The following is a 25,860-nucleotide window of genomic DNA, read 5'->3' on the forward strand; positions in this document are numbered from 1 at the left end:
AGCTTCTTAGGCCTCATCTCTGCTACTTCTCTGCAACCTAACCTTTATAAGAAGACAGATTATGACCATACCTGCTTGGCTGACTACTGTAAGCTTTAACACCGATGGACTCATCCCTGCGATTGCACAAGATCATGAGACAGGACGCATTTTAATGATGGCATGGATGAATGCTGAGTCTCTACAACTAACCGCACAAACGCAAACAGCGGTCTATTTTTCACGCTCACGCAATCAGCTCTGGCATAAAGGCGAGACCTCAGGTCATACTCAACAGGTGCACGATATTCATCTAGACTGTGATGCAGATGTGCTCGTGCTAAGTGTTACTCAGGTTGGCGGTATAGCCTGTCATACAGGGCGCGAATCTTGTTTTTATCAACGTTTAGATGTATCAGGCTCAGAGCCAGTCTGGCAAACAGTTGATGCAATACTAAAAGATCCGGCTGACATTTATAAATCCGATAACAGAGATTTAGATTCTAGTTTACATAACAGTACGGACGAAAATAATGTAAATAGTTCTATTCGTCAAAAAGATCTTATTAACAGCAATAATCAAGCAAACAAAGATGTTAATACGACTATATTGCCACAGCTTGACCGTGTGTTGGCTGAGCGTAAACAGGCAGCAGCAGACAGCTCTTATGTGGCCAGTTTATATGCTCATGGTCTTAATAAAATTTTAGAAAAAGTAGGTGAAGAAGCTACCGAAAGTATCATTGCCGCCAAAGACTTTGCTAGCTGTAATGAGCTTACAGACAAGGCGCAGTACGATGCTGCACGTCATGAATTAATTTATGAGGTAGCGGATGTCTGGTTTCATACTTTAGTAGGATTAGCATGGTTCGATATAGAGTCCGATGCGGTACTAAATGAGTTAGGACGACGTTTTGGGCTATCAGGTATTGATGAAAAAGCCGCAAGACAGCCGTAGATGAAATAAGCTTGTGTAATTATTGTTGTTTTCAACTTTTTGTCATCTGTGCGCGTTATAATGTAGCCTTAATGACTTAAATCTTACGTGTCCGAAATATTTTATCGTTCGGCTAGTAAGTTTCAAGTGATACCATATATATTGGTTTTATAAAGACATAAGGATACCGTTATGGGCAGTTTTTCCATTACCCATTGGCTGATTTTACTGGTTGTGGTGGTTGTCGTATTTGGCACCTCCAAACTCAGAAACGCTGGCAAAGATTTGGGCGGCGCAGTAAAAGGTTTTAAAGAAGCCGTTAAAGATGAAGAGACGGAACATGCGCGTAAGCGTCGCGTTCTTGATCATGATGCTAGTGTGTCTAAATCAGATACCCAATTGAATAATACTTCGGCAAATTCACAGACCGGTACTAAGGTTGATGATATAGAAATCAATCCTACTACTTCTAATGATAAGCATAAGGTATGATACGCGTCGTCTATAAATTACTTATAAACAGCGTCGTTGAATAGAATGTTGACGAATATATTTGACAGTTATGTTTGATATCGGATTTTCTGAATTACTCTTGTTTGGCGTCATTGCCTTAATTGTATTAGGTCCAGAAAAGCTGCCTCAGGCTGCACGGACTGCTGGGCAATGGTATGCCAAATTGCGTCGTACAGTCTCAACGCTGCAATCTGAAATAGAGGCTGAGCTTGACTTGGCTGAAACTCGCAAACAGATGCAAGACGAGCTTGCTAAAATCCGCCAAACTGAAGCCGATATGAAGCGCGAAATGGCAGAATTGCGCGGTAGTATGCAAGAGTTTGAATATTCGCAACATCAAAGTATGGATGCTATCAACAAGCCAAAGAACTCTAATTCAGATCATTATCAGAGCCAGGACGCTCAGAAACAAGACACGATTGATAAGTTGGAGGCAGAAGCTTCTATAACATCAAGTACGCCAACAGAATTTGCTTATGATTATAATTATGAGCAGGATGAAGAGTTAAGAGACTTATCTAATATTTATGACGATGAAGATTTTGATGATTCAAATTTTGATGATCCCAAAAAATACGCCTCAGACCCTTTAGCTACTTCTAACAATATTCCGCATCGTTTTATCACTAGACCATGGGAAAATATGTGGTTCCGTCTTAGTGCTTATGATAAAGCGCGCCGCCTACCTGCACCTCCATATCTGCCTAATTATAAAGCAGACACTCTATTGAATGATGGTTTTTCACATTCTAACTTTTCGCATCATGGCTTAGATGAAAAGATGGAGCCTATCGACGAAGAGCTGGAATCTATCCAAGCTGAACTCGAGCTATCAGAAAGCTATTCATCGGATAATACCTCTGATGATGATGTAGACCAAAATAAATTGACTATGCCCTCCTCGTTAATCAAACAGGAGACGCCTAAATGAGCTTATTTAAACGGCAAAAAAGTCGGCAAGAAAAAATAGCGGAGACTGAAGATAGCGCGCAGGAGCAAGCAGATGTCGCACCTGATAGCAGTTCTGATGACATGTTAAGTAAGCTAATCGATATGCCCATTACTGAGCACTTGATAGAGCTGCGTACCCATTTAATCAAAATCTGCGTAGCAATATTAATAATATTTTTAGCATTGGTAGGGTTCTCACGCGAGCTATATAACTTTTTATCAGATCCATTGGTCGCGCAACTACCCGCTAATTCGACCATGATTGCGACAGATATTACCTCTAACTTTATGGCCCCGATACGTCTGACTGTATTTGTGGCCACATTCGTAGCCATGCCCTATATTCTTTATCAAATTTGGTCATTTGTAGCGCCAGGTTTATATAAGAAAGAGAAAAAAATTGCCATACCTGTCCTGTCATCCTCTATCTTTTTATTTTATACCGGCGTAGCTTTTTCTTACTTTATCGTGCTCAAAGGGGTTTTGAAGTTCTTTATTATGTTCGCCCCGCAAAACGTACTGCCGATGACTGATATCGACAGTTATTTGAGTTTCGCTTTAAAGCTGTTCATGGTATTTGGATTGACGTTTGAGATTCCTGTTGTCACCTTACTATTGATATTGGTTGGCATCGTCTCCATTCAGGGTTTAGAAGATAAGCGACGCTATATTATCGTTGGCTGTTTTGCAGTTGCAGCGGTAGTAACACCACCTGATGGTGTGTCCATGCTGATGCTGGCGATTCCTATGTGGTTATTGTTCGAGTTGGGTTTATTATTAGCAAAAATATTAATTAAAGAAGATAAAAATGCAGCTTTATCATCTGACGATGACTAGTTTGTTGGTATTACTTTAACTATATCTATTGTAAATAACATGAAAATAATAAAAGATTATAAGTAGCAAGCTGCACAAATCTGATATTGTATTTAAGTCAGAATGAACTGACGATACATCAATTATCTACCCGCCTTTCATACATATCTCCATTCATTTGTTATCATAATTGAATTGCCAGCCAGCCATTGTTGATCCAGTGGCTTTTTTTACCCCAGTTGTTTTTAATCACTTTTTGTACTTTAGGTAGCTTTTTTATGTCCGCATCTATGCCAGCTTATATGAGCGATCCCACTGATGAACAGCTGAGCGCGCTTAATATGGCGATGGATCACAAGTCATTTAAAGTAGTCGCCTATGCAGGTGCCGGTAAAACAACGACGCTAAAACTTATTGGTGAGCGTCTGCGTGGACGTGGCTTGTATTTAGCATTCAATAAAACCATTGCCAACGATGCGCGGCAAAAGTTCCCACCGCATGTAGAGTGTCGTACCTTTCATTCGCTCGCTTATCGGCACGTTGCTCGTGATATTACAGCTAAGTTATCGTTACCACGCTTTTCACCTAAGCGCCTTGGTGATGATCTAGGCTTGCAACCCGTACAAGTGCGCAGGCAAATGGATGGGATTAATAAATACATTACCCTCACGCCTGCCAGATTGGCGCGATTCGTTAGTGACGCAGTTAGCAATTTCTGTAGTACTCATGCCAGCTACCCTGCACCAAGACATATTTTGTTTCCAAGCTGGCTCGATGAATCCGACGCAGAGCAGCTGCGCGAAATGCTCTACCCTGCCGTTGAACAGCGCTGGTTGCAGTCTATTGATGCACGCCATCCGGCAGGTATCGGTCATGATATTTATCTAAAGTTATGGGCATTGTCTAAACCTAGCATTCCTGCGGACTTTATTCTATTTGATGAAGCGCAAGATGCCGACCCCTTAATGATGGGAATCTTGACTCAGCAGCCAAGGCAGGTCATCTATGTGGGTGATGCTCATCAGCAAATTTATGAGTGGCGCGGCGCCGTCAATGCGATGAAAAAGCTACCGTTGCCGCAAACTTTATTGACCCAATCCTTTCGCTTTGGTGAACCGATTGCAGAAGTTGCTAATACCCTGCTAAAAGCATTGCAAGAAGACGTCCCGCTTAAAGGAAATCCTCACAAGCAGTCCTCTACTGAAAAGGGTATGGTGCACAGTAAGAAAGACGCTATCCTTTGCCGCACTAATGCTGCTGCTATGGCGCAGCTACTAACTGGGCTTAAACTCGGTCACCGCGTGGCGCTACAAGCTGATACTGATCGCATGCTCAAGTTCTGCCAAGCAGCCGAAAACTTAAAAAATGGTAAATCGGCGTATGGCGTACCCGAACTGGCATACTTCTATAACTGGAGTGATGTGCAAGAGTATTCTGAAACCAATGAAGGTAGTGATCTAAAAACGCTGGTTAAACTGGTCGATGACCATGGGACCAATGTACTCAGCCAAGCGGTGAATAGCCTGACCAGTATCGAAAATGCCGATTACGTCATCTCAACCGCTCACAAAGCGAAAGGGCTTGAATGGTCGCGCGTCCAGCTCGATGATGACTTTTATTATGATGTCACCACTAATGGCATAAAAATTAATCCTGAAGAATTGCGCTTATTGTATGTCGCTTGTACACGTGCTCAGGCCAATTTGGATATTCACAACATTCAAGACTTAATATCAGGATTACAAACGGGTAAAAAAGTGATTTATGGGACTTAATTGGCCTTACTAGATTTTAATATTTTTGCTCGACTTACTTCTAATAATGATTAATTGCCAATGAATAATGACAATAAACAGACTAATTTGTTAAATCAACACAACCATATGCAGCAACTGTTTGAACATCCGGTGCGCGTTCTGGCTCCAATGGAAGGCTTGAGCGATCCGCTAATGCGCCAAATTTTGACCCAAATTGCAGCAGACTTAGGCCGTCCTTATGATTGGTCAGTCAGCGAGTTTATTCGTGTTACCCAGCATGTCTTGCCAGCTCATGTGTTTTATAAATATGTGCCAGAACTTCATCATGATGCCAAGACCGAATCTGGCACACCTATTCACGTCCAGCTACTGGGTAGTGAAGCGCAGTTGATGGCCGAATGCGCAGCTTTTGCCTGTGAGCTTGGTGCGCCTGCTATCGATATCAATTTTGGTTGCCCTGCGAAGACTGTTAATAATCATCGAGGCGGCTCTGTGCTGTTGGATGAGCCAGAAGTCATGTATGAGATTATCAGTGCTGTGCGCAAAGCCGTGCCGGCTCATATTCCAGTATCTGCTAAAATTCGTTTGGGTTATACCGACACCAGTAAGATGGATGATATTAGGGGTGCTATCGCTGACAGCGGTGCAGATTGGTTAACTATTCATGCCCGTACCAAGACTCAAGGCTATAAGCCGCCTGCCTATTGGGATAAAATCGAAGCATTTAATAAGCTCAAGATTCCAGTGATTGCCAACGGTGAAATATGGACCGCTGAGCAAGCACAGTCTTGTATGCAGCAAGCGGGCACTTCACATCTCATGTTAGGGCGCGGCGCAGTCACACGTCCAGATTTGATTGCGCGTGTAGATGGATCTAAGAGTATCAATGATTTGGTAGACAGCTCTATGACAGATACTAAGACTTTGACTTGGCAGGCATTGATACCCCATCAAATTAAATTTTTAGAAGGGCAAGCCAAAAATGACATCGTATTAGTCGGTCGTTATAAGCAATGGCTTGGCATGCTCACTAAAGGCTACAGCGAAGCGCAAGTATTATGGGAAAGCATTAAAAGAGAAAAAAATAAAGCGACTATTATTACTGCCCTACAGACTAGTGCACAGCCATAAATAGCCACTTTTACTTTAAATAATTTTAAAGCTTCTTAAAACTGTAAAGTTGCTTAGATAGCTGCAAAACTAACAGCTACAAAACTAAGCACTAATCCGAATCGCCAAATAAAACAGCATCAAACAGCACACAATTGATAATACCCAAAGCACTGAACGAAACATCGATAAGTTGACAATGTAGGCCAACCCATAGCCAATACGAATCAGCACGTATAACCATGCCAGTGTATTGATAATCGATTGTGGGACAAAGAACAACATCGCAACTAATACCGCTGCCAAAAATACTGGCAAGGTTTCATAGCTATTTTGCTGGGCTGCATTAGCGCGTGCTGCTGCCCCTGTCGTACGTTGTAAAAAATCACGCGGATGTGCATTGTCAGCCAATCTAAAACCACCAATGGCTTTCGCTGTTAACGCCATGGCTAACGGTAGCAAACTTGCAACCACCATCGCCCAAATTGCGGCTGCAACGGTATCAGGAATTAATCCAAATAGTGCACTCATAATTATCTCTACCTTTACCCTGCAATGACTTCAAAATCATGAGTAACATTTATCCCGCCTTGTACCAACATGCGACTGGCTGAGCAGTATTTTTCTGCTGATAAATGAATAGCCTTTTCAACTTGTTTATCTTTGATGTCTTGCCCTGTCACTATGAAATGCATATGAATATCAGTATATACGGCTGGTACAGTCTCGGCGCGTTGTGCTGTCAACTCACAGCGCACGTCCGTCACTTCCTGACGCGACTTTTGCAAAATTGCTACAACGTCATAACTGGCACAACCACCAAGCCCCAACAATATCAACTCCATCGGGCTGGCACCTTTTTCTTTATCGGCATCAATCTGTACGTTATGCCCTGATGGTGACACGCCCATAAAGGCTTTGTTTTCTTGCCACGTAACGCTCGCTTTTGACTCTGACATTGTTCATTGTCCTTTTATAAGTTTTGATTGAATCAATTAACTATTTTTATAGTGAGTAATATTAACAATACTTGGTTAGTGTAGCATAGGCCAAAACAAGGTTTTATAGACTATCTGTCACTCACATCAAACGCTTCTAGATAATAACTGATATGACAAAATAGCTAGGCTTCGTTGCTTCCCTATTTATCATTTTGATCTTTTCAGTTTGCTTCCAAAACAGCCTTTCTAAGTCGCTGATTTTAAACATCTAAATTCGTGAAACATTTTATAGCAAAATACTGTTACACATTTAGGCTGTTTCTTGGTTTAATGATGGTAATGAAGCTTATTTTATTAGTGTGAATATACCATTCACCCAATAATAATTATGATTGTCGTATTTTTATGCTATTCAGATAAGCTATTTTTAAACAATTTTAAGGGTTTGTTTATGATAGATGCAGACGGCTTTCGCGCCAATGTCGGCATCATCTTGGCAAATACACAGGGGCAAGTTCTGTGGGCGAAACGTATTGGTCACAACGCTTGGCAGTTCCCGCAAGGCGGTATCGACCGCGGGGAGACGCCGATGGATGCAATGTATCGGGAGCTCTGGGAAGAGGTCGGATTATATCCTCGTCACGTAGATTTATTGGCAGTTACGCAAGATTGGTTGCGTTACCGTTTGCCAAAACGCTACGTGCGCCATGGACAATATCCACTGTGTATTGGGCAAAAACAAAAATGGTTTTTGCTGCGCTTAGATGAGCCGAACGCGCAACATATTCGCTTTGATGCGGGTAAACCTGAATTTGATCACTGGCAATGGGTAAGCTATTGGTATCCACTTGGGCAGGTGATTCACTTTAAACGCGGGGTATATCGTCGTGCTTTGCAAGAGTTAGCACGCGAGTTACCCCTCAGACAAGAGCTAATTATTCCTGAACAAGATAACCATTTGTTGATGGAATAAATAAACAGCTTAATGCAAAACGCATTACGGATGCTTATATTAATATCTAGAAAATTTAGATACTAATATAAGCATTTTTTATTGCGTATTTGAATGATAATTAAATTCACAACTTATAATCTCAGCAGTAACTTTTGCATCTTTAATATCATTACGTAGCGTTAAAATACTTTGGGTGCGAGTGCCATAATTTGGTATTACTCCATCCTCAGGACCTGTCAGATCTACAGGCTCAATATAGACAGATGATAGTCTTTGTTCAATCTCAACAGCAATACCAGTATCGGGTAGTTTGTCCGCTGGCGCTGGAATGTTGTCTGACAACACAGTGAAGGCAGCGTCTCGCCAGTACTCAAGCGAGTTATTTTCTGCAATTAGCGGCAGTACTTCTTGACGGAGCCGACCACGCAAACGGTCAGTCTTAAACCAGCTGTCTTCTGGCTGACCGTTAGAGAGGACATGCAATCCTGCATACAATGGGGTTGGTGCATGACCGCGATTATTGACAATGACAGCCTGCGTGGTATCACCAATAATAAGGTTAAAGCCCGCGTAGTCTTGCAAGCTGATTTGCCGTGCAAAATCCATTGGACTTATATTACTGGTCAAAAAATCAGTGACGAGTGCGCCACGTGAGCGTTCATCCAAACTCGCCTGCACACCATCGCGAAAGTTCAGTACGGCGGCCCAGCGTCCGTTTTGCTCATAAAAATCGGTATGCTGCTCTTGATGAATACCCAACCAAGTGCCACCACTTTGGCTATCGCGTCCAGCATAGATAGGTTTATCAGACCACTGATGCAGCTCTTCGGTTGGACGCTGCAAAAACTCATCGCGATTAGACAATAGTACTAGTGGCAATTCATCAAATAGCTGCCAAGCAATGGCGACGATGCACATAGAATTCCTTTATGTTTTAAGGTTTACAGTTGTCACGCGACTATCATTTAGCGCGATTGTTATTTTACATTTTTTTGATAACTAATTGGTGTTTAGCTTCTTATCGGCAGGGTAGCTAATTTGATAAGTAGACTGTACCACTTGTGATTGCTTACTCGGCAAATCAAACTCCCAAGCGACTATGCCTTTACTGTCATTCCAATCCTGCTTAGTAACAGGTGGAGTATGGGTTGCTATAACTTTAATACTGTCATCACGGCTGACAGGCTGAGCGCTTAAAACTTGCAAGCGCATGCCACGGTTGTGCTGATTGGTAAACTGATAAGCTTGTTTGGTCGTCAAAGTTTGCAAACGATTAAATACTCCTTTATCACCTTGTTTGTCTTCATCGGTCAACTGCTTCACTAGCATATTAGGATCAACCCCAAAACCAATGCCCTGTTCTTTTAGCGATTGATAGCTATAACGCGACTGTCCAACATAGTTATCATCGCGATATAACTGTAGTGAACCATCAACCCAAGCTGGAGTCAAAAACGGCGCTGATGCATACCAATAAGCCGTTTGCTCGACGCTTGGTGTACTGCGTAGCCAAAGCTTACTATTACCAGATTGCTCATCAATCACCGTCCGTACCCGTCTACCGTCACTTGGAATGCTGATGCGCTGCGGCAAACGATATTCGGTAATGCCGTTTTTATTTTGGCTATTAACAGTAAAGCTCGGCAGCGGTGCCGTATTTGTGGCAGACTCGCCGCCACTATAGCTATCTCTTGCAGAGACTACCACTGGAGTAGCCTCCATAGCAGCTGGCGTATATCTAACCAATTCATTTTGACGCTCTTCATATAAAGATAAGAGCGGTACTCTTGGCAGCTGACTAGTGGTGTTTTGATTGGGATTAATGGTACTCAAAGTAACAGGTACGTTGGTCCAATTCTCTCCCGTTTGTTGGGCGATGACGGCGGAGGCCGTGATACTAAGCTGCTTACTCTCAGTATTTAAGCGTGCTTGATAAGTTGGCTCCCAACCTGCGCCGCGTACTTGGTAATGCAACTTTACTGAGCTTGGCATGCGGCTGGCGGTACGCACACTTACTTGCGTCACACTATTACTTGTTGAGGTTAAGCTACCTGCCATCAGCTGATTAAGTATATCTTGCGCGCGAGCTTGGCGCTGCTGAATATCCAAAATTCTTTTATTAATGCTTGCCGCTTGCGTTTCTAAATCACGCGCATTGTTCGCCAATGTACCATCCGTACTTATTTGCGTGACTTTGGTCAGATTTTGCAAGTACGCTTTGGCTAAGCGTGCCGCTTCTAACTCAGCGTTGATATCGGCTAAGGTAGCCTGTTGCGCCTGCACTTTTGCATCACCTTGGTACTGACATTGTGCTGCTTGCTCACCGCTTAAAGCTTCAATACTGACTTCACCGACATTTACATTGCCAAGTGCCTGCACGCTGACACTATCTTGATCAATAGACGGTGATAAACACGAAAATATCAGCGTCTGCTCACCCGTGCCACTGATTGGCAACGTACGAGTTACGCTTGCTAAACCTTGATAAATGGTAACTTGTTCAACACTACTCATGATAGCTTGAGCAGGAGAGACACTTAAAGCTACTAGGCTAACTAAACTTAGCGGTGTCATGAGCTGTTTTAATACCAACTTGCTCGGTTTTTTTGAATAATTTTGATCACTCGAAACTGGTGCTGTTAAAAAGTAAGCGCGCATAATAATTCCTTAAAAATAATATTAATCCATTAACATCGCTGGTTAGCGCAAGCTTACGTGATCTGACGCTATGTAAAAATGACTTATTAATCTGCTTATTATTGTTCTTAAAAAGTGCTCTTGTTCGATTATTTTATGCAGTGTTTATTGTGAGCCTTATTCTAAACCCAGTTTTATATCTTAACGGTTTTCTGTCTTCCTTTCTAGATGTTACCAGCGGCAGATAAGTTGTTACGATGAAACTAGGATGACGGTAATTTGGTATGCCTAAGTAGCTATTTTTGCTATTATGACCCTCATTCTATTATCAATAATTATGATGCCCTTATGAAGATTCATCCTCAGTATGATCCCGTGGCGCTGTCCTTGGGTCCAGTAGAAGTGCACTGGTATGGCCTAATGTATTTATTAGCATTTGCCGCGGCTTATGGTCTAGCTTGGTATCGCAGTACCAAACGTGACACTTGGTCAACCGATATGGTTTCTGACTTGGTATTTTACGGCGCGCTTGGTGTCATATTAGGTGGCCGTGTCGGTTATGTATTGTTCTATCAATTTGGCGAGCTGTTGCAAAACCCAGCGTATCTTCTCAAAGTTTGGGAAGGTGGTATGTCATTCCACGGCGGCTTCATTGGCGTAATGCTCGGCATGTGGTTCTTTGCACGCAAATATAAAAAGAGCGCTTTTGAAGTATTCGACTTCGTGGTCCCTTGTGTCCCAACTGGCTTACTGTTTGGTCGCATCGGTAACTACATCAATGGTGAGCTATGGGGACGTGTCTCTGACGGCGGTTATAACTGGTTGACTTATTTCCCGCAAGCTGCCGCCTTTGATATGCAGCAACTACAGGACAATCCACAGTTACAAGAGCTGATGACTGAAGTTAATGGGCAATACTTATTACCGCGTCATCCGTCGCAGTTATACGAAGCTTTTGCAGAAGGACTGTTATTGTTTATATTCTTATGGTGGTATTCATCGAAGCCACGTCCGCGTATGGCCGCAACCGCTGTATTCTTGTTAGGCTATGGTATCAGTCGCTTTATTATTGAGTTCTTCCGTCAACCAGATGCAGATCAAGGGTTTGTGTTGTTAGGTTGGATGACTAAAGGACAAATATTAAGCGCACCAATGATTATCCTTGGCTTTATCCTACTCATTTATGCTTACAAGCGTGGCATCTATGATTGGGGTAAGCAAGCAGCTTATTAAGCACCATTTTGCATCAAGCACTATGTTAAGAGCTATATTAAAAATACGTTTTGACAGCGTAGAAGAGCAATTTTATGAGCACTAGCAACTCCATTAGTAACAACAAACAGATTAAAAACGAGCAAGCCTACTTGGATTTGCTGCGTCAGGTTATCAGTGAAGGTACTGAGAAAGGCGATCGTACTGGTACGGGTACGCTAAGCCACTTTGGCGCGCAGCTGCGTTTTGACTTAGGGTCAGGATTTCCATTACTGACCACCAAAAAAGTGCATTTCAAATCTATCGTCTATGAGCTATTATGGTTTTTAAGCGGTAGTACCCACGTCGATTACTTGCAAGAGCACGGTGTGCGTATTTGGAATGAATGGGCAACGGCAGAGCAAACGGCGCGCTTCAATCGTCCTGCTGGGGATTTAGGGCCAGTTTACGGTCATCAATGGCGTAACTATGGTGCTACTAAAAACGAAGATGGTCGCTATAATAACGACGGCTTCGATCAAATCACCCAAGTCGTTGAGCAAATAAAGACCAACCCCAATTCCAGACGCTTAATCGTCTCCGGTTGGAACCCAGGTGAAGCAGAGCAAGTCGCTTTGCCACCTTGCCACACGCTGTTCCAGTTCTTTGTCGCGGACAATAAGCTGTCATGCCAGCTTTATCAACGCTCAGCAGATCTATTCCTAGGTGTGCCGTTTAATATCGCTAGCTATGCGCTGTTGACTCATATGGTCGCGCAAGTTTGCGGACTAGAAGTTGGCGAATTTATCTGGACGGGTGGCGATTGTCATATTTATCAAAACCACCGTGAGCAAGTTGAACTGCAACTGACACGTGAGCTTTATACGCTGCCAACATTGACACTTAACCCTAATGTCGATGATATTTTCGCTTTCAAATATGAAGATATTAGCGTTAATGGTTATGAGTCCCATCCTGCTATTAAAGCAAAAGTAGCAGTATAAAAATCTGTTTTTTACTCCATTTTTCTGATGAGAATAATAAGGATATATTATGAGTTATGCCCATACTGAAGTTGCCCAAATCGTTGCTATCAGTAGCAATCGCTGTATCGGCAAAGATAATGAGCTACCGTGGCATATCTCAGCAGATTTGCAGCATTTTAAAAAGATGACGACCAAATCAAATGATGGCGATATTCAAGGTATTGTCATTATGGGTCGTAAGACTTTTGAGTCGATGAACAGCAAGCCATTGCCAAATCGTGTTAGCTTTATCATTACGACGCAGCTAGATTATGCCGAGAAGAAAGGCCTCAAAGGCCGTGATGACGCTTATGTCGTACATAATTTAGATGACGCATTAACGCAAGCAGCCAGTCTCGCACACGGTGCGCATCTTGATACGATTTGCGTGATTGGTGGCGAGCGCGTCTTTAGAGAAGCATTTATGTATACCGATCGTATTGAGCTGACTCATGTAGACACTGAAATTACTGATGGCGATGCCTTTTATCCTGAGCTGCCAAAAGACTTTGAAATGTCAGCAGAATCTGAGCAGATGCACGATGAGAAAAGTGGGTTAGATTTTAGATTTGCGACTTATATGAAAAAAGCTGATGAATAATAACCGTTCATTTACCAAAAAATATTAAAAAATTGGGGCTGCCCTAGATGATTCTAGAGCAGCCCCAATTTTATTTAGCCGATTAAAATTTTTCCTTATCAGGAACCTACTTCAAGTGACTTCAATTGAATGACTTGTGAATCAACCTACTCATGCAGCACTTTATAAACAGTTTTCGCTAATACCGGACCAATCCCTTGCACGCCTGCCAGCTCTTGTTGGGATGCGCCAAGCAACTGCTGCATACCGCCAAAGTGATTGAGCAAGTCACGACGTCGCTTCTCACCCAGCCCCGGTATAACTTCTAGCACCGACGATGAACGGCGCTTATCGCGCTTCTTACGGTGCGCAGTGATAGCAAAACGATGGGCCTCATCGCGAATATGCATCAATAAATGCAACGCCTTGCTATCCATTGGCAAATCAAGCGCCTCATGATCGATAAAGTGCAATACTTCAAGTCCGGCCTTACGACCCTCACCTTTTGCCACGCTGATGAGCAACGTATCATTAAGAATACCTAACTCTGTCAATACTTCTTTAGCGATTCCAAGCTGACCTTTACCGCCATCAATAAGCAATAGATCAGGCAATGGCTGCTTTTTATAACGGCGTGTCAGCACTTGCTTCATCGCTGCGTAGTCATCCCCACCTTGGATATCATGGATAGCATACTGGCGGTAATCGCGTCGGCGTGAGCCACCTTGGTCAAAGACTACGCAGCTACCAATGGTCGCCTCACCCATGGTATGGGAAATATCAAAACACTCGATCCGATCAATGGTTTGGTCAGTAACATCGGCCAGCACGTCTTTGAGTGCGCCAAAGCGCGAATGTAATTCTAAATAATCACCCAGCTTAGTCTTAAGCGCATTGTTGGTATTCAGTTTGGCTAAGTCCATCCATTCTGAACGATGTTCACGTACATTGGTTTTAATGACGACTTTGCTACCGAAATGCGTAGCCAGTGCTTCACTCACCGCAACCTGATCAGGTAGCTCATGGCTCAATATAATCTCTGCTGGTAAGTCATCGGTCACCTGAAAATAAAACGAGGTAATAAAGGCGGATAAATTATCAGCGAGCGGCTCGCTACTATCGACATCAGGGAAGTAATTTTTACCACCAAGTACGCGCCCACCGCGTACGGTCAACACGTTGACACAGGTCATACCTGCCTGACTAGCAATAGCAATCACATCGGCCTCACCCTGCACGGTATAAACCGCTTGCTTTGCCTGTACTTCGCGTAGCATAGACAGCTGGTCACGATAAAAAACTGCTTTTTCAAAGTCTAATTCCTCGGCTGCACCTTCCATTTTTTCAATCAAAGCGCTGTGAATGTCACTAGAGTCGCCTTTTAAAAAGCGAATGGTATTATTTACATCCTCTGCATATTCTTCTGGCGATACCAAGCCCACGCAAGGCGCACGGCAACGCTTAATTTGATACTCCAGACAAGGGCGCTTACGTTGCTTAAAAAAAGTATTGGTACATTGGCGCATCTGAAACATCTTTTGCATCAAAACTAATGTCTCTTTTGCCGCATGAGCAGAGGGGAAAGGCCCAAAAAAACGACCTTTTTGATGATTGCCTTTGCCGCGTCCATAAGCCAGTCTCGGATAAGGTTTATCCGCTGAAATAAACACATAGAGGTAAGATTTATCATCACGCAATAGTACGTTATAAGGCGGACGGTACTCTTTAATTAAGTTTTGCTCAAGCAGTAATGCCTCGGTCTCACTACGGGTAATAATGGTCTCAATGTTATGAATCCGCGCCACCAATGCCCGTGTCTTTGGGTGGTCAATCGTCTTAGCGAAGTAGCTGTTGACGCGGCTTTTAAGCGACTTGGCTTTACCCACATATAAAATATCACCATTTTTACCCAGCATTTTATAGACACCTGGCAAATTTGGCAGACGTTTAATTAGATGCTTAAGACGGGCTTTTTTATCATCGACGGGGCTTGTTTCTGAGACGTTAACCATAGAATTTATTGCTCTCAAGATACTGATATATAGCTGTTTATGGGGCAATAGCGAAAGTTTTGCAAGGTAACTATCAGTGTAACGTCAGACAGAAAAAAAGCCAGCACCTAGCCGACTTTTTCTAATGATTAAAATGTTGTTTGTGTAGCTTATATAGAATAAAACCCTATTAATGACGGAAGTTCGGTAGCAATGCTGGGATACCCGGCAACATACCTACAATAGCCATAACCCCAGTTAATATCACAAAAGTGACAACAGGGATAATCCAGCGGCTCATCTTCGACAGATTAGCACTACGCTCTTTAGACCCAATTAAGCCTAAGTTATCAAGTACAAGTGTAATCGACCAACCAAACGCAGGATTCACCAGTGCCGATGCAAACACTACAATCGCAGCAGATTGCGTGGTTTTACCTTCACGCGTCATCTCCATACCCGCCTCAAGTAGCGGAATAAAAACACCGACAATCAGCGCCACACACATCACGGGTTCCCAGATGGCCAAATCCATCGGGTAGCCCCAGATACCTGCAATGAGACAGAACAACCCCGTTAATACAGCGCCTGCTGGAATAGGACGCTTAGCAATCGCCGCTGGCACAATATAAGTACCCCATGATGACGCAAAGTTTGCACCGCCCAATACTGAGCCTGCCACCTGACGAATGGAGGCACTGGTCATCGTATCGTCAATATCCATCAACACACGCTCAGTGCGTTTTGGATAGCTAATTTTTTGGAAGACTTGATGACCTAAGAAGTCTGGTGACCACATGGCTACGGCTAACACCGCAAATGGTAGCACCACAACGAAGCTCTCAACCGTTGGCAGACCTAGCATCCAACCTGTATCTTCACCCCACCAATACATCGGATTCATATTTGGCAAGCCAGGTGCAGTTTCAAACGCAAACGGCGCACCCATGGCAAAAGCTACGCCACCACCTAATAAGCAGCTAAGCGGTACAGCCAGCCAACGCTTTTGGAAGTTCTCTAACACGGCATAAAGTATAATCGTCAGTAGAATGACTACAAAGGCGATATGTGCCATGCCAATACCTTCTGCCCAAGCAAAGAGGTTTTTGACTTGTGAGATGGTGCCAATAAAGCCCAAATAAAGCAGCAACCCACCGCACACGCCTTTACTGGTCAAGTTTGCCAGCAAACTCCCCCCTTTACTGATTGCCAGCAATAAACCAAAGGCACCAATAAGTAGACCAAAGGCCATTGGATGACCACCAGCGGCAACAACAATAGGAATAAGTGGAATAAGCGGACCATGCGTACCAGCAAGGTTGGCAGTCGGTAGCAGGAAGCCTGAGAATAAGATAACAAAAAACGAGACAATTAACAGCTCATAACGGACGTTTTCTAGAACAAAAGCATCACTTAGACCAAGTGGTCCTGCAAAAGTTGCTGCAATAGCGCCGACCATAACGACTTTACCAATTGTCGCTGCCATTGCTGGAATAGTATCTTCATATTCAAAACGATAATCACGGAACGGTAAATTGGCACGCCAGCGCTTTGGCTGCATAATTTGTAGTTCATGATTTAGATAATCATCACGGCTATCAAAGCTTGAGTTCGGCTGATGCAAATCAGCATAGCTACCTTGCAATTCGTTATCGTAATGGGATGAATTTGACTGCTGCGGATTAGACCCTGAAGCGGGGATCTTGTTACTACTCATCACATCTCCTTATGCTGACTGAGGATTCGATTTTTTATAAATGACGACTTATTTGCCCGAAGTTGTACAAAAAATAAGCTGCCCAACACAAATTGGCAGCCATTGTATGCTATCAAGACAAAGATTGCGAGTTTCGGAGCTAAAACTGTCCTGCATTTATCAATATCTAACTCATAATTAAAACCATGCTGGGAGCATTCTTACGCTAATTAAAAGACTTTTACACATATTGAAAGTCAGTTAAACATTTAATAAAGTATTAATATTATTAAATGTTTAACACTCGTTACGCTTTAAGACTGGTGACGATTTTTATTTTTGATTATGATGGATATCTTTTCGTCAGCCAGTGCTCAATAGAATAGGAATAATAAGTATAGATGCGCCCACACTTGAAGATTGTTACAGATCTCACTAGATATTAATTCACCGCCTACTCTATTAGCATTCCGATTTATATATCAGGCTTGATTATCGAAAGACAGAAGGATAACAGTATGAGCTTCCTACCCAAGAATTTAGAGAACTTAAGACGCAAAACTAAAAAGAATATTATGCCCCTACTAACACCGCATTTACTCAAGCTGCGTATTAATACTTATGCGCCTTATGTCGGTGCTGGTATTAAGGTCGAGCATGTCGATTTGGATCAAGGTTTGTGCGTAGTAAGTATGGGTCTTAACAGTCTGAATAAAAACATCGTTGGTACGCAATTCGGTGGTAGCTTGTATTCAATGGTCGACCCTTTTTATATGCTAATGCTTATGCATCAATTGGGCAGTACTTATGTAGTATGGGATAAAAGCTCGCATATTGAGTTCATTGCACCTGGCAATAGTAAAGTTACCACTCGCATGAAAATTCCCAGTACAGAAATTGCTACTATTCAAGATTTAGCAAAAGATGGTGAACCAGTATTCCGCGAATATAAGACGGATATCGTTGATAGTCAGCAAAAAATTATTGCTACCGTTACTAAAACGATTTACATTCGTTTGCGTAAGCACAGCAAGTCTAAAGACCAAAGCAACCGTATAGATAACGTTGACTTCTAGGTTTAAAACTTAAAGCTATACAAACAAAAACCCCAATCTGGCATCTGCACAGATTGGGGTTTTGTCTTTTTTGGTACGCCTACTTATTTATATGATAAACCTATGAATAAGGGCTTGTATCTACTTTTGCTTAGTTGCATTACCGTACTATAGACGGCACCCCAACGACAGCAAGCTTAAGCGCAATGCTTAAACTTAGATACCAGGTGCAGTTTCAACTGCATCAGGTACGCCTGCATCAGTTTTTTTCTGAGTTGGACGTGCAACCAGCTTTTCGCGGATACGTGCTGATTTACCAGAACGTTCACGTAAGTAGTATAGTTTCGCACGGCGAACAGCACCGCGGCGTTTCACTTCAATGCTATCGATGATTGGTGAATGCAATTGGAATGCACGCTCAACACCAACGCCGCTTGAAATTTTACGTACGGTAAACGCTGAGTTTAGACCACGGTTACGCTTAGCAATTACAACGCCTTCAAAAGCCTGTAAACGCTCACGTTCGCCTTCACGTACTTTTACTTGTACCACAACGGTATCGCCGGGTGCAAAGTTTGGGCGCTCAAGCAATTGAGCGTTTTCGATGACCTGAACCAATGGATGCTTGTTGCTCATGAGAGTTATCTCCTCACATTAGATAATAGAGGCTTAACGCATATCACCTGTTTGTAATAATTAATCGTGCCTATTATTAATAGTTTATATTGATTTATATTAATAACAGACACAACATAAATGGGGTCTGAAAAACGGCCATTATCGTATGGCCTGTTTTATTATTGATCAAGATTCTCAGTATTAACTGTTTTTGAACTATTCTTTTTTGCTAGTGCTTTTAGCCATGCAGCTTGTTGCGCGCTTGGTGTAAACACTTGCCATAAGTCTGGTCGTCGCACTTTGGTACGTTCGACCTGTTGACTAAAGCGCCACTTAGCGATGTTAGCATGGTGGCCAGATAGCAATACCTCAGGTACTGCCATACCGGCAAACTCATGCGGCTTAGTATAGTGTGGACAATCAAGCAAACCATCGACAAACGAGTCTTGTTCAGCTGACTTGTCATCACCCATTGTATCGGGTAGACGACGTATTACACTATCCATTAATACCATCGCTGGTAGCTCGCCACCACTTAGCACATAGTCTCCAATCGACACTTCCATATCAACATACTGCGATAGTAGGCGCTCATCAATGCCTTCGTAACGACCACATAATAAAATCATGCCATCATACTCAGCCATACTGACCACACTACTCTCGCTCAGCGTTTGTCCTTGTGGCGACATATAAATCACCGGACAATGCGCTTTATCGATACGGCAGCCATGTTGACTAGCGCGCAATCGAGCATCTTCAATAGCTTGCGACAATGGCTCTGCCATCATCACCATACCAGGTCCACCGCCATAAGGACGTTCATCAATACGGCGGTAATTATCCGTGGTATAGTCGCGTGGATTAATGCATTCAATTGTGACCTGCTCCTGAGTCACTGCTCGTCCCGTAATACCAAAATCACGAATCGTAGCAAACATCTCAGGGAAAATACTAATCACAGCGAAATACATCTGACCTCTGCTTAAATAACGACTGTATGAATATATTATTAATTCAATCCTATTAAGATTAAATCAATAATCGCTTGGCCATGCGACATAAACTGCTTTATCGGTCATATCGACCTTTATGACAGTTTGTGTATGCCATGGTATCAGGCGCTCTTCATTATCTAAGCTGTCTGATTTTGACGCTACACGCATAATGTCATGAGCACCGGTTTCAAACATCTCAGCAATATTACCAAGATACTCATCTTGCTCATTCAAAACTCTCAGCCCAACCAAATCCGACCAAAAAAACTCGTCTTCAGAAGCTTCAGGCAGTGAGTCTTTAGCGACCCAGATCGCAATACCGTTCATGGTTTCAGCAATATTACGGTCAGGAACTTGCTCGAACTGAGCCACAAGTCCTGTACCTTGCTGACGCCACTTGCTAACAGTCAACGGCTTCATACCAGTGGCAGTTTTAATCCACCACGGCTGCATGCCAAATATTGCCTCATGCTGATCAGTGTCACTAAACACCCATAGCCAACCTTTAATACCGTAAGGCTTTTTAAGCTGGCCGATCTTCATAAGAGTGCTGACGTCTGGAACAGATGACATAACGGCTAACCTAACAATGAGTAAAACAGCGATTGTCGATATAAAAACAACCGAACTAAATAGTAAAAACAGTTAATGGCGTACACCAGTAAAACCAGTTACGCTATGTATTCTAAAGTAGACTAAATAACGTAAAATACGCTATTAGTACTCAACAACCAAAACTTAAGCAGTTGCTTCAGTTTGAGCTGCAGACTTGTTGTAAGCTTTTACTAATGAAGCAACGCGATCTGAAGGTTGTGCACCTTTAGCGATCCACGCATTGTACGCTTCCATGTTTAGGCGTACTGCTTCTTCAGACTCTTTAGCGAGTGGGTTAAAAAAGCCGATGTTTTCAATATAGCGACCGTCACGCGCGCGGCGTTGATCAGCAACAACTACTTGATAAAATGGGCGTTTCTTGGCACCGCCCCGTGCTAAACGAATAACAACCATGTGAATTCTCTCTTTCGCAGGTATACCAAAAAGGGCATAATTATATCACAGTCTTGTTTTATTGAAAACATAAACTGTGTTTATTTAATCACTATTATTACAATAGCTTAAATACCATTTGCAATCCCATTATGTTAGGCATTATTCGTTGATAAAGTAGCCAATATCCAGCATTTAACGATAGTAATCCCATAGCACCTGAGTCATTATTGCACTATACTTTATTGCATTCTTGCAAGAGCTATAGATTCTTATGATCAATCCAACTCCTCGTTTGCGTCGAATTGCTTGGCTGCCCCATTCATACTCTAGTACTTGGCTGACGACTTTAATGGTCGCTTTCATAGTAATCATCAGTGTCGGTCTGTCAATTTGGTTTTTTTGGCGCAGTCTGTATCTGCCAGAGCTCAAAAACCACGCTCGCTACCTAACGAGTGAGCTGCGCTTAATGAATAGTGTCAGAGAAGATTGGCGAGATAACCCAAAAATGCAACAGTGGGTCTATAAGAATTCGCACGTAGTAGTGATTGATAATCCTAGTGATTTTCCGCAGGTTGAAGATAAAGCCTTTGTAGGAGTATTTACAGACGTTTTACAACGTGAAATTGGCGCACAATTAGGACGACCTGTCGAAGTTTATTTCAAATTTAAGCCCACACCTCAACTGTGGGTACAAGATAGCCGTAATCAAAGTTTTTGGATTCGTGAACCAGTCGTCTATTATTCGCAATACAGTCCAACATTGTTAGCCCTATTTTTATTAGGACTACCTATTTTGACCCTACTGACGATTATCTTATTAGCGCGTCAATTAAACCGTCCCCTTCGTCATTTACAACGTGCTGCAACCAATTATATCAGTCTTGGTCATGCGACTACCTTGCCCACGCGCGCAGGTCCTACCGAGATTCGACAAGTTAATATGGCATTTAATCGACTGTTTACCACACTTAATCAAGCGCAAAAAGAGCGGACTATCATGCTTGCTGGTATCTCACATGACCTGCGCACCCCGCTGACACGCATGCGCTTAACAGCCGAGATGCTGCCAGATGACTTTTTCCGTGAAGGGTTGATTTACGATATTGAAGATATGGATGCAATTTTGGAGCAGTTTATATCTTTTATGAAAGATGGCTCTGATGAGCCTGTGCACCTGACCAATCTAGACGCTATATTTAATGAGATTATGGTGCAGTTTGCGCCTATGAAGTTTGTTTACCAATCAGAACTTCAGAAAGCCGTACCGATACGGCCCCTGTCGATCAAACGCTTGGTTATTAACCTTGTGAACAATGCCAATCGTTATGGTAAACCGCCGATCTATCTATCAGCCACGGTCGTACCGACTTTTATAGAGGCAGTAGTTACAGAAGATACTGATATAGTCACGGAGAGCAAGGTTAATGAAGAAGCTCAAGAGCAATTGATGATATGTGTGCGCGACTGTGGTGATGGTGTCGCAGAAGATCAGTTAGAGCGTATTATGCAGCCATTTGAACGAGGTGAGACAGCACGTACTACTCAAGGTAGCGGGCTTGGTCTAGCTATTGTTAGTCGTATCGCACGCCTACATCATGGTACTGTAGAAGCCATCAATCATCCAGATGGTGGCCTACAAGTTTGTGTCCGCATCCCTCTTCTATCTAAAGTTGCTGGTGAAGAGACCGTCGCTAATAAGCTTCCTAAGCCAGACAATGCTGTTAATGGTGAGGACTACTGATGGTATTAGCTAAAGAAGACCATAGAAAAACTGTTTGAAGAGAGTATTATTCTTTAGTACCAATCAATGGTGGTATATGCTTAGCACTATTAGTAAATGTCATAGGGTGTGTCAGCTCAGCTTGCGCCGCTTGTAGACTTTCGGTAGCAGTTGGTTGTTGTACAAACAAGTAGTAACCAAGCATTAATGCATTCAATAGCACTAAACCACCAAATAAATAAGGCATCCTCAATCTCCTTTTAAACCTTGTATTCAAAATAATGATAAATATAGTATTACCGTAAATATGATTATTAGCTCATTACCGTATGACATATTGCTTCTATTAGTATCTCATGCGGTCAACTCAATCAACCATGCTAAATAGTACTTTTAATTAACAGCATTTTATTGTGTTGGCCATTTGCTAGTTAGCATAACTGCTAGGTCACTCATTATCAAAATCACGGTTGCTTTTTTCTTGAGTCAACTCATCAGCGGCTAGAACTTGTGTTAATGGCTTGATAGGCCATGTCATGACAAATCTTGCGCCACCCAGATCATCACTCTCATCTACTTTCATACTACCATTGAACCAAAACGCAATGCGCGACACGATAGACAGTCCTAGCCCATAACCACCTGATGCTCGGGTACGACTATCGTCTAAACGTGAAAATGGAATAAAGACCTTTTCGCGATCAGCTTCAGCAATGCCATGGCCATCATCTTCAACACTCACGAAAGCATTACCCTTTTTGACACCAGCACTGATAATTATAGTGGTTTCTGCATAGCGCAACGCATTACCAGCAAGGTTTTGAATAACACGGTGTAAATAACGTCGATCCGCTATCGCTGTCACTTTCGCACTAGGTGGCTGCCCAACGATTTCGATAGATTTACCTAAAGCGTTGGTTTCACGCACTACCTGTTCAATGAGTTCCTTAAGATTTACTGGCTCTAAATCTAACTTTGGCGAACCTTCCTCAAGCTTTGCATAAGTCAAAATCTCGTCAATTAGTCCGTTAAGTGCTTCGATATCTTCATCAATATAGTCACGCTGCATATGGCGTGAGTCTTCATCATCTGTATCAGCAAGCATATCTACAGCAAAGCGAATACGGGCAACGGGGGTACGTAATTCATACGATACCGCGCGCGTCAACTCGCGCTGCGATTCAATCAAGCGTTTAATGTGTTCTGTCATGGCATTAAATGTCGCAGATAAACGCGCAATTTCATCTTGTCCAATGACCTGTACCTGAATATCAAGATTGCCTTGGCTGACTTCGTTAACCCCTACTTGAATCAGCTGCAACTTACGTTCAAGTGGGAAAATCAACGCATAAACACCTAGGCTAATCAAGAACATGCTGATCAGAACCATACTGATAATTAGATTTAATGGGAACCAGTTAAATAGAGGGACAGGACCCATTACAATAGCCATGTCATTGATTTCGGAAGGTACAATGATTCTAATGGCTGAGTTACCTCGGCTAGTGCTACTATCTTGAAATAATATAACCACTTCATCACGACGTAAACGCGCCATCTGATCATTATCTAAACCTAACGCATTGACACCTTTAAGCTCCAATGGAAAAGAAAATTTCTCTTCTAATTCTTTTAGACGTGTGCGCTTAGCCGACAATGTCGTATAGTAGGACAAGTCATCTAGTAAAAATACTGCCATGGCACGTACTTGTTGTTCTGTGACCTGCGATATTCTGACTGTTAATACGCTGTTGCCATCTGGCAGACGGTGATAGACATCGGCATAGGTAGGCTGATTAATATAGCGCACCACCGTGTCACCATTGTCAAAACGGCGCAGCTCGCTTGAGCTGAAGTCAATCTCATTTATAGGTACAATACGAAAAGTCGAACCAAACAGACTACTGGCATCTGATAACCAATACTCGCGTTGAGTCTCGCTTATTTGACGTCCTATGCCTTCACTGACCAAATAAAAAGCCCCTGTGGCCATATTTTCACGATATGACTGTACCCGTTCCTTATTGATAGTATCCATCAATAACTGGGCAAATAAGGCTACACAGAGGCAGACTATCAACAGTCCGGCATAAATTCGAACAAAAATACTGTGCTTTAGAGAAGAGACTAATGACATACGTGCCGTGACCAAACCGTTGAATAGTAACTGCTAATACCACTCTGTATTGTGAATGACATTAAGCACTGTTTAATAAGATAGAATCTTGAGTTATATATTTCACTGCTATATTTTAATGCGATAAACTACATGCGAAAACTGGCTAAAACCATATCTGTACAGTATATATTCAGCTAGCGTCCATAATTATCGCTTAATTAAACCACATAACGCTTCTCTTAAGTTTAAAAACTTAAAATTTAGCCACAAAAAAACCAGCAGAGCGCTGGTTTTTTATTAATCTGATCGCAACGACAAGTCATTGCCTAGATAAAAGTAAGCTTAGTTGCCTTCTTTAACGAACAGATAGCCTTTACTGCGTACCGTCTTAATACGTTTTGGATTTTCTGGATCATCACCAATTTTAGGACGAATACGTGAGATACGCACATCGATAGAGCGATCTTGACCATCATATTCGATACCACGCAGACGCTCAAAGATATCTTCGCGTGACAGAATGCGACCAGCATTAGACGCAAGTAACCATAATAGATCATATTCAGCACTGGTAAAGTCAACCAACTCATCACCTAGTGTCACAGAGCGACCACCATTATCGATGACCAATTCACCAAACTCAAGACGCTGTGGTACATCTTCTGATGGTGCATTTTCAGAGCGACGTAGCAAAGCACGGATACGTGCTAACAGCACACGTGGTTGAGCTGGCTTAGCAACGTAATCATCAGCACCCATCTCAAGACCTAACACCTGATCCATATCTTCTGTACGTGCCGTCAGCATCAGAATTGGGTTTTGATAATGTGGACGCACTTCACGACAAACGGTCAGACCATCACTACCAGGAAGCATGACATCAAGTACCACTAAATCTGGTTGTTCATTGACGATACGACGAATGGCGCGATTACCATCAGTTTCAATGGCTACTTCTAAACCATTCTTGACCAAATAATCTTGAGTCAACATAGCCAGACGCTCATCATCCTCAACAATCAAAATTCGGGGGGTGTTGTCTTCTTCAGTCATTGTCATTGTTGTATCCTCTAATGTATAAAAATTAATAGCAGGGAATTTAGTAGCACAATAAAATGGAACAATTGATGTTCTTATGGATGGTGCAAACGTGGTAAGACAGTATACTATCAAATAGTCAGCTTCCTATACTATAGCTTATTGTCGTTAACAAAACCTATAAAGAAGATATCCTAAAATTTTAGTCAACGTCCAGTAATTTTAAGTTTTTAATTACTACTA

Annotated in this window: 24 protein-coding genes and 1 pseudogene; 12 read left to right on the forward strand and 13 right to left on the reverse strand. The window is 42.5% G+C overall.

Going from position 1 to position 25,860, the window contains the following annotated elements:
- Positions 1 to 61: 61 nt before the first annotated feature.
- From hisIE to AAEY87_RS10255, 6 genes and pseudogenes are all read left to right on the forward strand, one after another.
- A complete protein-coding gene (gene hisIE, locus AAEY87_RS10230) occupies positions 62 to 937 on the forward strand; it encodes a bifunctional phosphoribosyl-AMP cyclohydrolase/phosphoribosyl-ATP diphosphatase HisIE (protein WP_350657093.1) in 876 nt (291 codons plus the stop codon).
- Between the two features lie 171 nt (positions 938 to 1,108).
- On the forward strand, positions 1,109 to 1,408 hold the full coding sequence (tatA, locus tag AAEY87_RS10235; protein ID WP_350657094.1) for a Sec-independent protein translocase subunit TatA: 300 nt from the start codon (positions 1,109 to 1,111) through the stop codon (positions 1,406 to 1,408).
- Positions 1,409 to 1,478: 70 nt separating this feature from the next.
- Positions 1,479 to 2,162, forward strand: a pseudogene (gene tatB / locus AAEY87_RS14505) (Sec-independent protein translocase protein TatB); the annotation flags it as partial.
- Between the two features lie 194 nt (positions 2,163 to 2,356).
- Positions 2,357 to 3,217 (forward strand): twin-arginine translocase subunit TatC, encoded by an 861-nt coding sequence (gene tatC / locus AAEY87_RS10245; RefSeq protein WP_350657095.1) that lies wholly within the window; start codon positions 2,357 to 2,359, stop codon positions 3,215 to 3,217.
- A gap of 257 nt (positions 3,218 to 3,474) precedes the next feature.
- Positions 3,475 to 4,971, forward strand: coding sequence for a UvrD-helicase domain-containing protein (locus AAEY87_RS10250; RefSeq protein ID WP_068038298.1), 1,497 nt, complete (start codon positions 3,475 to 3,477; stop codon positions 4,969 to 4,971).
- A gap of 60 nt (positions 4,972 to 5,031) precedes the next feature.
- A complete protein-coding gene (locus AAEY87_RS10255) occupies positions 5,032 to 6,084 on the forward strand; it encodes a tRNA dihydrouridine synthase (protein ID WP_502945469.1) in 1,053 nt (350 codons plus the stop codon).
- Positions 6,085 to 6,168: 84 nt separating this feature from the next.
- Here the strand turns inward: AAEY87_RS10255 and AAEY87_RS10260 are convergent, their stop codons facing one another.
- Together AAEY87_RS10260 and AAEY87_RS10265 are read right to left on the reverse strand one after the other, a co-directional pair.
- Positions 6,169 to 6,594: an MAPEG family protein gene (locus tag AAEY87_RS10260; RefSeq protein ID WP_068038304.1), complete on the reverse strand. Its 426-nt coding sequence runs from the start codon at positions 6,592 to 6,594 to the stop codon at positions 6,169 to 6,171.
- A gap of 14 nt (positions 6,595 to 6,608) precedes the next feature.
- Complete coding sequence (locus AAEY87_RS10265) at positions 6,609 to 7,022, reverse strand: OsmC family protein (protein ID WP_350657096.1); 414 nt, start codon at positions 7,020 to 7,022, stop codon at positions 6,609 to 6,611.
- 433 nt (positions 7,023 to 7,455) lie between these two features.
- Between AAEY87_RS10265 and AAEY87_RS10270 the strand changes: the two genes are divergently transcribed.
- Positions 7,456 to 7,977, forward strand: a complete 522-nt coding sequence (locus AAEY87_RS10270) for an RNA pyrophosphohydrolase (RefSeq protein WP_068038310.1) — start codon at positions 7,456 to 7,458, stop codon at positions 7,975 to 7,977.
- A 78-nt stretch (positions 7,978 to 8,055) separates the two neighbouring features.
- Here AAEY87_RS10270 and AAEY87_RS10275 read toward each other — a convergent pair whose 3' ends face one another.
- Positions 8,056 to 8,877: an NRDE family protein gene (locus AAEY87_RS10275; protein ID WP_350657097.1), complete on the reverse strand. Its 822-nt coding sequence runs from the start codon at positions 8,875 to 8,877 to the stop codon at positions 8,056 to 8,058.
- An 81-nt stretch (positions 8,878 to 8,958) separates the two neighbouring features.
- Positions 8,959 to 10,617, reverse strand: coding sequence for a DUF4139 domain-containing protein (locus tag AAEY87_RS10280; RefSeq protein WP_350657098.1), 1,659 nt, complete (start codon positions 10,615 to 10,617; stop codon positions 8,959 to 8,961).
- 327 nt (positions 10,618 to 10,944) lie between these two features.
- On the opposite strand from AAEY87_RS10280, the gene lgt reads away from it, so the two are divergent.
- The 3 genes from lgt (at position 10,945) to AAEY87_RS10295 (ending at position 13,413) form a co-directional block, all read left to right on the forward strand.
- A complete protein-coding gene (lgt, locus tag AAEY87_RS10285; RefSeq protein WP_068038320.1) occupies positions 10,945 to 11,829 on the forward strand; it encodes a prolipoprotein diacylglyceryl transferase in 885 nt (294 codons plus the stop codon).
- 74 nt (positions 11,830 to 11,903) lie between these two features.
- Positions 11,904 to 12,791, forward strand: coding sequence for a thymidylate synthase (locus tag AAEY87_RS10290; protein WP_350657099.1), 888 nt, complete (start codon positions 11,904 to 11,906; stop codon positions 12,789 to 12,791).
- Positions 12,792 to 12,840: 49 nt separating this feature from the next.
- Positions 12,841 to 13,413: a dihydrofolate reductase gene (locus AAEY87_RS10295; RefSeq protein ID WP_350657101.1), complete on the forward strand. Its 573-nt coding sequence runs from the start codon at positions 12,841 to 12,843 to the stop codon at positions 13,411 to 13,413.
- Between the two features lie 146 nt (positions 13,414 to 13,559).
- Here AAEY87_RS10295 and uvrC read toward each other — a convergent pair whose 3' ends face one another.
- The gene (uvrC, locus tag AAEY87_RS10300; protein ID WP_350657102.1) at positions 13,560 to 15,404 is read right to left on the reverse strand and encodes an excinuclease ABC subunit UvrC; all 1,845 of its coding nucleotides are present in this window, start codon (positions 15,402 to 15,404) and stop codon (positions 13,560 to 13,562) included.
- Between the two features lie 169 nt (positions 15,405 to 15,573).
- Entirely contained in the window at positions 15,574 to 17,100 is a 1,527-nt protein-coding gene (locus AAEY87_RS10305; RefSeq protein ID WP_068038333.1) for a DUF3360 family protein, read from the reverse strand.
- A gap of 497 nt (positions 17,101 to 17,597) precedes the next feature.
- On the opposite strand from AAEY87_RS10305, the gene AAEY87_RS10310 reads away from it, so the two are divergent.
- Positions 17,598 to 18,155, forward strand: a complete 558-nt coding sequence (locus AAEY87_RS10310) for a DUF4442 domain-containing protein (protein WP_350657103.1) — start codon at positions 17,598 to 17,600, stop codon at positions 18,153 to 18,155.
- A 195-nt stretch (positions 18,156 to 18,350) separates the two neighbouring features.
- On the opposite strand, the gene rplS is transcribed toward AAEY87_RS10310, so the two are convergent.
- The 4 genes from rplS to rpsP form a co-directional block, all read right to left on the reverse strand.
- A complete protein-coding gene (gene rplS / locus AAEY87_RS10315) occupies positions 18,351 to 18,770 on the reverse strand; it encodes a 50S ribosomal protein L19 (protein ID WP_350657104.1) in 420 nt (139 codons plus the stop codon).
- 161 nt (positions 18,771 to 18,931) lie between these two features.
- Positions 18,932 to 19,726 carry a tRNA (guanosine(37)-N1)-methyltransferase TrmD gene (gene trmD, locus AAEY87_RS10320; RefSeq protein WP_068038343.1) on the reverse strand — a complete coding sequence of 265 codons (795 nt, stop codon included), beginning with the start codon at positions 19,724 to 19,726 and terminating at the stop codon, positions 18,932 to 18,934.
- 63 nt (positions 19,727 to 19,789) lie between these two features.
- Positions 19,790 to 20,323, reverse strand: coding sequence for a ribosome maturation factor RimM (gene rimM / locus AAEY87_RS10325; protein ID WP_350657105.1), 534 nt, complete (start codon positions 20,321 to 20,323; stop codon positions 19,790 to 19,792).
- Between the two features lie 165 nt (positions 20,324 to 20,488).
- On the reverse strand, positions 20,489 to 20,758 hold the full coding sequence (gene rpsP, locus AAEY87_RS10330; RefSeq protein WP_068038349.1) for a 30S ribosomal protein S16: 270 nt from the start codon (positions 20,756 to 20,758) through the stop codon (positions 20,489 to 20,491).
- Between the two features lie 253 nt (positions 20,759 to 21,011).
- On the opposite strand from rpsP, the gene AAEY87_RS10335 reads away from it, so the two are divergent.
- Positions 21,012 to 22,481, forward strand: coding sequence for an ATP-binding protein (locus tag AAEY87_RS10335; protein WP_068329671.1), 1,470 nt, complete (start codon positions 21,012 to 21,014; stop codon positions 22,479 to 22,481).
- A gap of 46 nt (positions 22,482 to 22,527) precedes the next feature.
- Here AAEY87_RS10335 and AAEY87_RS10340 read toward each other — a convergent pair whose 3' ends face one another.
- The 3 genes from AAEY87_RS10340 to AAEY87_RS10350 all read right to left on the reverse strand — a co-directional run bounded on the left by AAEY87_RS10340 (position 22,528) and on the right by AAEY87_RS10350 (position 25,632).
- Positions 22,528 to 22,707, reverse strand: coding sequence for a hypothetical protein (locus tag AAEY87_RS10340; RefSeq protein ID WP_068038356.1), 180 nt, complete (start codon positions 22,705 to 22,707; stop codon positions 22,528 to 22,530).
- A gap of 201 nt (positions 22,708 to 22,908) precedes the next feature.
- Complete coding sequence (locus tag AAEY87_RS10345; protein WP_350657106.1) at positions 22,909 to 24,597, reverse strand: ATP-binding protein; 1,689 nt, start codon at positions 24,595 to 24,597, stop codon at positions 22,909 to 22,911.
- Positions 24,598 to 24,921: 324 nt separating this feature from the next.
- Entirely contained in the window at positions 24,922 to 25,632 is a 711-nt protein-coding gene (locus AAEY87_RS10350; protein ID WP_068039516.1) for a response regulator, read from the reverse strand.
- Positions 25,633 to 25,860: the final 228 nt, after the last annotated feature.

Source organism: Psychrobacter sp. S1-30-MNA-CIBAN-0213 (assembly GCF_040309845.1).
In the GTDB taxonomy this organism is placed as follows: domain Bacteria; phylum Pseudomonadota; class Gammaproteobacteria; order Pseudomonadales; family Moraxellaceae; genus Psychrobacter.